Source organism: Microcoleus sp. B7-D4 (genome assembly GCF_036705125.1).
Taxonomy (GTDB): Bacteria; Cyanobacteriota; Cyanobacteriia; order Cyanobacteriales; family Microcoleaceae; genus Microcoleus.
Map to the genome: position 1 here is coordinate 13,437 of NZ_JAUBTT010000115.1, position 9,441 is coordinate 22,877.

The following is a 9,441-nucleotide window of genomic DNA, read 5'->3' on the forward strand; positions in this document are numbered from 1 at the left end:
ATCCCGTCTTTGTTGATATCAACTACCAGACTCGTACCTTGCCGCCCTAAGCCCAGAATTCCCGGCGACAGCGACAGGGCAATGCTGGTTGAGGTACTAAAACCGATCAACACATTATCGATGCCATCGGTATCCTGAATCTGACTCGACTGGCTTGCCGACAGAAGATAGAGATCGTTACCCGCACCACCTCGCAGCACATTGCCGCCACCGCCATACTGGGTATTGATCGTATCATTGCCCGCACCGCCATCTAAGGTGTTATTGGAGCCAGAACCAGTAAGAGAGTCATTGCCGTCTGCCCCAAAAAGGCTGTCGTTGCCTGACCCGCCCTTGAGAGTGTCATCTAAGGATGTACCCAGAAATATTGCCATGTTTTTTCCTGCTTACTGTAAACAGGCGAGGGCTAATTTTACTTAGCTACTACACCCTAATTATCTATCAGTGCTTTTTCCCAAAAATTATGCGAATTTTCCAAAAAAGTTTTTTTAGGCAAAATTTGTTTCATTTGGGACAAAAGATGGTATTTATAATAGCATACTGTTACAAAAATAACAAAATTTTTCTCAGCGTATATACGTAAGTATATATCAGTTGAATAGACTAATTAACCACAAGTAAGTTTTTTTAATCCTAAAGAAGGTAATAAATGTTATTAAATAGTGGAACCAATTCTCCTGTACTCATTATTACTGGAATGCACCGTTCAGGAACTTCTCTCACGGCGGCTTTCCTACAGAAAATAGGTCTTGACTTGGGAAACAATCTCCTGAAAGGCAACTATTGGAATCCCCCAGGTTACTTTGAAGATAGTGATTTTGTAGAATTTCAGCGAACAATTCTGCAAACTTGCTCTTTGTCTGACGAAACAGGTTTTCCAGATTGGGGTTGGACGGAAAGCGAACAGCTAGACGCGCAAAAACTTAACATTAATATAGAGCCGGCGAAGCAATTAGTCAAATCTCGATCCAACCACTCAGAACTTTGGGGTTGGAAAGATCCGCGCACCAGTTTAATGTTAGATTTCTGGAATCAAATCATCCCCAATGCTCGTTATCTATTTGTCTACCGCTATCCTTGGGATGTCACCGATTCAATCTTGCGGTTGAACATCCCATTTTTCTCACAAAACCCAGAATCTTGCTTAAAGATATGGAAACTTTATAATCGCCACATCTTAGAATTCTATAAACGCCATGACAATCAATGCCTACTCGTAAATTTGAATACCTTGCTAACATCTCCCGGTAAAGTGTTAGAATTATTAAAATTCAAGCTCAATCTGCCTCTGAAATCTCCCTACAACCAAGAACCAGATATCAAAAATACTTTGATGTCAGTTTATAACCCTCAAATGCTGAGCAGCTTGCCGCTCAACCATCCCCTAATTCAAGTGCTCAATCTGACATCGGGCGGATGTTTTGAAATCCTCAATCAGCTAGATTTAGTAGCCGACTTGCCGAGTCCATTTTCCAGCTTATCCTTGCCGCGAAATGGCGGAAGTCTAGAGCGTTTATCCCTGCGATTGCATCAGGAAACTATCAAAGTTCAGCTCAACCCAGAGTCGCCTCAATTTCTCAGTTGGCTGTCCAGTTGTATCGATCGCTATCATAGCACATCCCATGAATCTGCCTTAACAGATTTGCGTCAAGCCCGCCAGAAATTAGCCGAATTTTGGCTATCTGCACCACCATATAAACTGCAAAGCAGCTATTCTGGCAGTGCGGGAAAAGCGCAGAAAATGCTATTAGCAAGCGGTATGAGAGACGAGCCGCTGACTGATGCCGAACAGCGGGAAGCTGAGGATTTATCTCAATACGTTGCTAAAGGATTTGAAGCCCCAGAAGCTATCCAATATTTGCTAGCAGCGATGCTGTATCGCCGGGCCGATCAGTTGCCGTTACAGTATGGCAGAACTGCTGTTCCACAGTGGTTTTTTAACGATTTGCTGGAGTTTATGCTTTACTTCCCCAGTTATTTTAAAGAAGTGGGAGAAGTCGAGAACTATTGTAGCTATATGCAGCAATTAGTAGATTTAGTTCACAGTCGCGTTTTTAGCAATCCTGACTCCGAGATTTGGCAAAATGTTGCTTTAATCTTTGCAGATACCGTTAACTTTGTCCCCCTCTATTTTAGCACCAAAAACTTAAAAAATGTCTATACCAAGCGCTCGGATATTCTAGAATTTATCCTAAAAGCTAGGGGACATCAGATTGACTTCAGCTTTGACAAACGCCCCGCTAACAGAGGCAAAATTCGCCTCGGCATTCTCAAAGCAAATTTCGCCCCCATTTCAGAAACTTTTACCACTATCCCGGCTTTTGATCATTTAGACAGAGAGAAATTTGAGATTATTTTATATGTCCTCAACGCGAGCGATCGCCCTTTGGATATATACTGTCAAAGTCGGGCAGACAAACTGGTGAAGTTGCCACAAGAACTTCGCAGTCAAGTCGAGATGATTCGCGCCGATGACCTGGATATTTTGTTTGTAGGGTCGATCGTCACCAATGCCGTTCAAAACATCATTTTACTAGCTTTGCACCGCCTAGCGCGGTTACAGACCACCTATTTTGCATCTCCCGTCACTACAGGCATCCGCAATATCGATTACTACATTTCCGGCACTTTGACGGAACCTTTGCAAGAAGCGCAAGCACAATATCGCGAACGGTTAGTAATGTTAGATGGGACAGGATTTTGCTTCAATTATAGCATTCAAAAAGCAGAAGCAAGTATTGAATTTGAGAGAAAAAGCTTGAGAATTTCCGAGACAGCAGTTGTATTTATCTCCGGCGCTAATACATTCAAGATTATTCCCGAACTCAGGGAAACTTGGGCAAAGATTATCGCAGCCGTGCCTAATTCAGTCCTGGTTTTATATCCCTTCGGCAATACCTGGTCTGGTGATTACGTCAAACAGCCGTTTATTAATAAAATGTCTGCTATCTTTGATAAATACAGTATCGATCGCACTCGTTTAATTTTATTAAATACCCTGGCCAATCGCGAAGATGTGAAAGCAGTGTTACAACTGGCTGATGTCTATCTCGACTCCTATCCCTACGCGGGTGCAAATTCGACAGTCGATCCGTTAGAAGTTGGATTGCCCACTGTGGTGAGAGATGGCAATAATTTGCGTTCCCGACAAGGGGCGGCCATCCTGCGAGACATCCAGTTGTTTGATTTAATTGCTGACAGCGAAGAGTCTTATATTAACTTGAGTGTCGCACTCGGAATTAATGCCCAATTGCGAAAGCAAAAGCGCGATGAAATCCAATACAAAATGCAGCAGCAGCCGAGTTTTCTGGATAGTCGCGCTTATTCGGCAGCTTTGGGTTCGGTATTTGAAAAAATGCTAATAGTGAATCGGCTTTAGAACTCAGCCCTTTTTTGAAAAAAACAAAGAAAGTCCGATTCCCTACCCTACCCTTCGGGGTCTTTTGAAAGTAATCCTATTAAAATAGGATCGAAATGGTTTTTTTGGGGGTCAGACTTCATAGTCCGATCGCAGAATCTGCAAAATTAACTGATTCTCCACTCTTAACAGTACAATCTAGTTTGACACTCCTCGGCCTGAAGGCACGAGGATTCTTGAAGAATTTCTACTTCAATATCCCTATTACTAGGGTTCCCAGACTCCTCACGTTTGCTCCAGAGAGCGTGAGGATATTTTCGTGGGCGTTTAGGCACTAATGCCAGGTTTCGCGGAGTCCCCGCGTACCAAATTCAAAGCTCGATCTCGAATAGTTTTTGCAGCGCCAATATCAGCGTGTTCGTGATATCCGCATTCGGTGCAAATAAACTTTTCGCCATCTCGATTAGACTTATCTCTGTGACCGCAATTCCGGCATTCTTGGCTAGAGTATTTGGGATTAACTTTGATCACGACCTTTCCTTGCTTTGCAGCGAGATACTCAATCTTTAAAATTAATTCGCCCCAGCTAGCATCGGAGATAGAACGGTTCAAACCTTTCTTCCTTGACTGCCCATTCTTGAGAAATCTACCTGTTTCCTCGTCAACCTTCGTTCGACACCGCCGCATCATACCGGAGACGTTTAAGTCCTCCAAAGCAATCACGTCAACGTTACGAGAAACTATTTGGTTAGCAACTTTCCATTGGTATGCTTGGCGTTTGTCGCTAATCTTCTGGTGGAAAAGTCCTAGTTTCTTGGCTGCTTTTTTGCGGTTCTTGCTACCCTTTACTTTTTGACTCACACGTCTCTGTCTAATCTTCAGGGTACGCTTAGCCTTTCTAGTAGTTGAAAACTTGGGATTTTTAATTTGACTTCCATCTGATAGATGGACTAATTTCGCAATTCCTAAGTCGCAACCAATTACTTTGACGACATTTTCCAGTGGTTTCGTCGTGTAATCAGGAACAGATTTGTCCTCAATCCGAATAGACACATACCAGCCATTTTGTCGCTTTCTTACCGCACAAGCTTTAATGGTAAAGCCATTGGGGATTGTGCGGGAGTTATGGAAACGCATCCAGCCTAACTTCGGCAAGTAGATTTTACTACCTTGTATTTTTACTCCCATTGCGAATGTGAAGGAAGTAAAGTTACTGCGGTTTTTGAATTTAGGAAAACCACGCCCCTCGAAGAAATTCTTGTAGGCAGTGTCTAACCGTTTGACGTTCTGTTGTAGAACAGTTGAATCTATTCCCGCAAACCACGGTCTAGCTGTCTTCAATTCAGGCAGTGCGGTAATTTGAATGTCGCCTGGATTGCGCCGAGGGTTTTTGACTTTTCCATCTTTATCAGTTTTGCCTGTTTTCCAGGGTTCCCCGGTTGCACCATTTTTACTGACACAACTGGTCAGTGGGCAAGCTTCACTTTGCGTTCTAATGTCGCAATAATTACCTTGAATGAATTGCTGACTGTATTGAGTGATTCTGTCGTTGAGACACCAGTTATAGTGACTTCGCAACATATCTGTCCAATTGGACATTTTTAAGTCTTGTGTTTGATTGGGGCGTAACTTGTACACATAGTTTGTTATCAAGCCTAAGTCCTCCTTTTTTTGAATTACTATTAGTATATAGCAAAATATTTATAGGTTTTTAATTTTTTATATTTTCTTAATCTTAATAGAGCGGATTTGAGTTTATGCTTTTACTTACAAAGCCGTCCTATAAGGACGGGGTTTTCAACCCAATTTTTGTGATAATTTTTAACTGATTTCCCGTTTCAATCTTGTCCCCCGCTAGGAAAGATGGCACTCCCCAATAAGGATTTTAAAATGGCTTGAGCGCACCGACCGACTTCGCGTAGAGATTATATCGGCAGGTAGATGACTCATTATCCATTTTAAGATATATATATATATCTTAAAATGCCATATAATTATAATACGCCGCCAGGAAGCTATCTGGTAAAAAAATGAGTCAGAATAAGTATTCCAAGAAATCTCGACCTAAAGCTGGTATCAAAACTGCTCAAAAGCAGCAGAACAATCAAAACGACTTATTTCCTGTAGTCGCCATAGGAGCATCGGCGGGTGGATTGGAAGCCTTTATGCAATTACTGAGCCATTTGCCGATCGATACCGGCATGGCGTTTGTAATAATTCAGCATATGTTGCCGAATCAGGGAAGTGGCTTGAGTTTGATTCTGGGTCGATCGACCCTGATGCCCGTGCATGAGGTGACAGATGGGATGCTCATAGCACCGAATCAGGTCTACGTTATCCCCTCGAATTTCAGCATGACCATCGAGCGATCAGTGCTGAAGCTAACGCCTCGCGGCAAACGAAAGGGGGTATTTATGTCTGTCGATATTTTTATGTTTTCCCTCGCCGAAGAACGGGGGAACAAATCCATCGGCGTCATTTTGTCCGGGGGCGACAGCGATGGTGCCCAAGGGTTAAAAGCGATTAAGGCCGCAGGCGGTATTACTTTTGCCCAATGTGAAGATACGGCACAAGTTAGCAGTATGCCGAATACTGCGGCGGCTACGGGTCAGGTAGACTTTATCTTGCCACCGGAAAAAATAGCCTATAAAATAGCAGAGATCGGCCGTCATCCCTACATGAGCGATCGGCTTTCGAGAGAATCCACCAGCAGGGAAGATGCGATCGCAAGTGAAGATGCGATCGCAAGTGAAGATGCGATCGCAAGCGAAGATGCGATCGCAAGTGAAGATGCGATCGCAATTATCTACAGTTTGCTGCGGGCGGCTGCAGGAGTTGACTTTACTCACTACAAGCAAACCACCTTGAAACGGCGGATACATCGGCGGATGTTGCTCTACAAGCTGGAACGGATCGAACATTATGCCGAATATCTCCAAAACACCCCGGCAGAAGTAACGGCGCTGTATCACGATGTCTTAATTCATGTCACCAGCTTTTTCCGCGATCCAGAAAGCTTTGATGCCTTAAGCAGCACTGTTTTTCCCGCAATCGTCAAAGATAAATCGCCGAAAAAACCGATCCGAATTTGGATTGCCGGCTGTTCAACGGGTGAAGAAGCTTACTCGATGGCCATCTGCTTGCTAGAGTTCTTAGCCGCTCGATCTACTAACCTGCCGATTCAGATATATGCCACAGACATCAGCGAAAATGCGATCGCGATCGCTCGCAGTGGCTTTTATACCCATGCCCAAGTCGCCGATATTTCACCCGAACGCCTACATCGGTTCTTTGTCCCAGTCGAGGGCGGATACCAAATCGCTAAGCCCGTGCGCGAACTCTGCGTCTTTGCTAGACAAAACCTGATCGCCGATCCGCCCTTTTCGCGGATGGATTTGATTACCTGTCGGAACGTGCTGATCTATCTGACACCCCTGTTGCAGAAAAAACTGCTGCCAATGTTCCACTATGGGCTTGGGCCCACGGGCTTTTTGCTGTTAGGCACTTCGGAAACGGTTGGAGAGTTTTCATCAATATTGTTTGCGGTATTCGATAAAAAGAATAAAATTTATACTAAAAAACAGGTAACGCATTGGCTTAGCATGGATTTAAATGCTAGCAACTATCCTCTGACACCACCCAACCCACCAGCGCAGCAAGCCGAAAGATTGGAGGAAATCGAAATGGAGAAAGAGGCCGATCGCATTGTTTTGAATCACTATGCCCCTGTCGGGGTCGTGATTAACACAGCCAGCGAGATTCTGCAATTTCGAGGACAGACGAATGCCTACCTAGAACCGGCTCCCGGTAGAGCGAGCTTTAGCCTGCTGAGAATGGCAAAAGAAGGATTGCGCGTGGAACTGCGTACTGCAATTCAAGAAGCCTCACATCATAAGCAGCCGATCGCACGGGCAGGCTTCCAACTTAAAGACGGCGCTCGCCTCCGGCAGGTCGGAATTAATGTGATTCCATTCCAAGCCGGCGCTGCGGCAAAAGAGTATTTTTTAGTGTTGTTTCAAGAGGAGTCCCCGATCTCTGCAATGCCTGCTGCTGCTGACCAGGAGAGAGTCAACTCTGATCATTCACAGGGTGAAAGTGAGGAGATTGCAAGGCTGCTACAGGAACTGAAAACTACAAAAGAACATCTCGGAGCGATCGTCCAAGAACATCAAGCCGCTAATCAAGACTTGAGAGCCGCCAACGAAGAGATTTTGTCGAGCAACGAAGAGTTGCAAAGCATGAATGAGGAACTCGAAACGGCGAAAGAAGAGATTCAGGCAACCAATGAAGAACTCAACACGATTAATGACGAATTGCAGCGGCGCAATTTGGAATCGACTGAGGTGAGCAACGATTTAGAGAATCTCCTGACCAGCATCAATATTCCGATCCTGATGCTGGGAAACGACCTGCGAATCCGCCGGTTTACTCCCGCAATTGAAGGCATCTTCAACTTGATTTCTGCCGATATCGGGCGGTCTTTGAGCGACATCACTCACAAGTTGATAGTACCGGACTTAGAGCAATGGATTTTAGGGGTGATCCGCACCCTCAATTTGAAAGTTCACGAGGTTCAAGATCGAGACGGTCGTTGGTACGAGCTGCATATTCGACCCTACCGGACGCTCGACCACAAGATTGATGGGGCGGTGCTGATGTTGGTCGATATCAACGAGCTAAAAATCAGCGCCCAGCACTTGATGGAAGCGAAAAATTACGCCGAAACGATCGTGGAAACCGTGCGGGAACCGTTGCTAGTGCTAGATCTCGACCTGCGGGCGCTCACCGCCAATCGTTCTTTCTACGAGACGTTTCAGGTGATGCCGAACCAAACTGAGCACCGATCATTTTTCGATCTCGGTAATGGACAGTGGAATATTCCCAAGTTGCGATCGCTCCTCAAAGAAATTCTGGCAGGCAGTGCCCAGTTTAAAGATTTTGAAGTCGAGCATAACTTTGAGCAGATCGGGCATAAAATAATGCTGCTCAATGCCCGCAAAATGCCTCCGGTTGGCAATACACAGATGATTCTGTTGGCGATCGAGGATATCACCGATCAAAAACAGTACGAGAGAGAACGCAGCCTTCGGATTCAAGAACAATCGGCCCGTGCGGCTGCTGAGGAGGCCAACCGCATCAAAGATGAGTTTTTGTCCGTCCTCTCTCACGAACTGCGGACGCCGCTGAATGCGATGATTGGCTGGGCACAGTTGCTGCGCGTGAAAAAATTTGACGAGGCTAAAACCCAGGAGGCGCTAAAAACGATCGAGCGCGCAGCCAAAGCACAAAACCAGCTCATCGATGATATCTTAGACGTTTCGCGGATTACCACAGGCCAATTTCGCCTCAATGCTTCTGAGGTTGAGATCAATCCACTGGTTGAAAATGCGATCGGGGTAATTCGTTTCGCCGCCGAAGCCAAAAATATTCAAATTGAATCCAGGCTAAGTCCTTTAAAACCAAAGATTTTGGCCGATCCAAGTCGCTTACAACAAGTGGTGTGGAATCTACTTTCAAACGCGATTAAATTCACCCCAACCGGAGGAAGAATTGAGATCGCATTAGACTACATTGATGGCATGGCTCAAATCCAAGTTAGCGATACTGGTAAGGGCATTAACCCTGATTTTCTCCCCTATGTGTTCGATCGCTTCCGTCAGGCGGATAGTAGCTACTCTCGCAGAGACGCTGGATTGGGGCTAGGATTGTCGATCGTCCGTCATTTAGTAGAACTCCACGGCGGTACTGTTAGTGCAACAAGTCCGGGTGAGGGACAAGGGGCAACCTTTACCGTGAGGTTGCCGCTACGAACAGATATCCCATGATTGTTAACTGTTGATTGTTGACTGTTGACTGTTGATTGTTGACTGTTGGCTGTTGATTGTTGGCTGTTGACTGTTGACTGTGAGTCAAAAAAAGTGAAAATTGGGCTATACCGGTCGATCGATCGCGATTTTTGTAGGGGCGGGTTCACCCACAATACCTGCCAATAATTAACAATCTTAAAACCCACATTCCGCACCCCCAACTGGCACATAGACGGATTGAGGGCGTAAAAGTGAATCATCCGAGACAATAATGAG

General features: G+C 45.1%; 4 protein-coding genes. 2 read left to right on the forward strand and 2 right to left on the reverse strand.

Features of this window, described 5'->3' with window-relative positions; translation table 11 throughout:
- The coding region (locus QUB12_RS32155; RefSeq protein WP_445300688.1) for a calcium-binding protein at window positions 1-374 on the reverse strand (374 nt) is incomplete at its 3' end.
- 275 nt (window positions 375-649) lie between these two features.
- Here QUB12_RS32155 and QUB12_RS32160 point away from each other — a divergent pair.
- On the forward strand, window positions 650-3,379 hold the full coding sequence (locus tag QUB12_RS32160; RefSeq protein WP_333310300.1) for an O-linked N-acetylglucosamine transferase family protein: 2,730 nt from the start codon (window positions 650-652) through the stop codon (window positions 3,377-3,379).
- Between the two features lie 306 nt (window positions 3,380-3,685).
- On the opposite strand, the gene QUB12_RS32165 is transcribed toward QUB12_RS32160, so the two are convergent.
- The gene (locus QUB12_RS32165) at window positions 3,686-4,957 is read right to left on the reverse strand and encodes a transposase (RefSeq protein ID WP_333310302.1); all 1,272 of its coding nucleotides are present in this window, start codon (window positions 4,955-4,957) and stop codon (window positions 3,686-3,688) included.
- A gap of 431 nt (window positions 4,958-5,388) precedes the next feature.
- Between QUB12_RS32165 and QUB12_RS32170 the strand changes: the two genes are divergently transcribed.
- A complete protein-coding gene (locus QUB12_RS32170; protein ID WP_333310304.1) occupies window positions 5,389-9,183 on the forward strand; it encodes a chemotaxis protein CheB in 3,795 nt (1,264 codons plus the stop codon).
- Window positions 9,184-9,441: the final 258 nt, after the last annotated feature.

What these genes read in the sequence shown, in the direction of transcription:
- QUB12_RS32160 (WP_333310300.1), top strand. Translation starts at nt 650, where the DNA reads ATGTTATTAAATAGTGGAACCAATTCTCCTGTACTCATTATTACTGGA.
- QUB12_RS32165 (WP_333310302.1), bottom strand. Translation starts at nt 4,957, where the DNA reads ATGTCCAATTGGACAGATATGTTGCGAAGTCACTATAACTGGTGTCTC.
- QUB12_RS32170 (WP_333310304.1), top strand. Translation starts at nt 5,389, where the DNA reads ATGAGTCAGAATAAGTATTCCAAGAAATCTCGACCTAAAGCTGGTATC.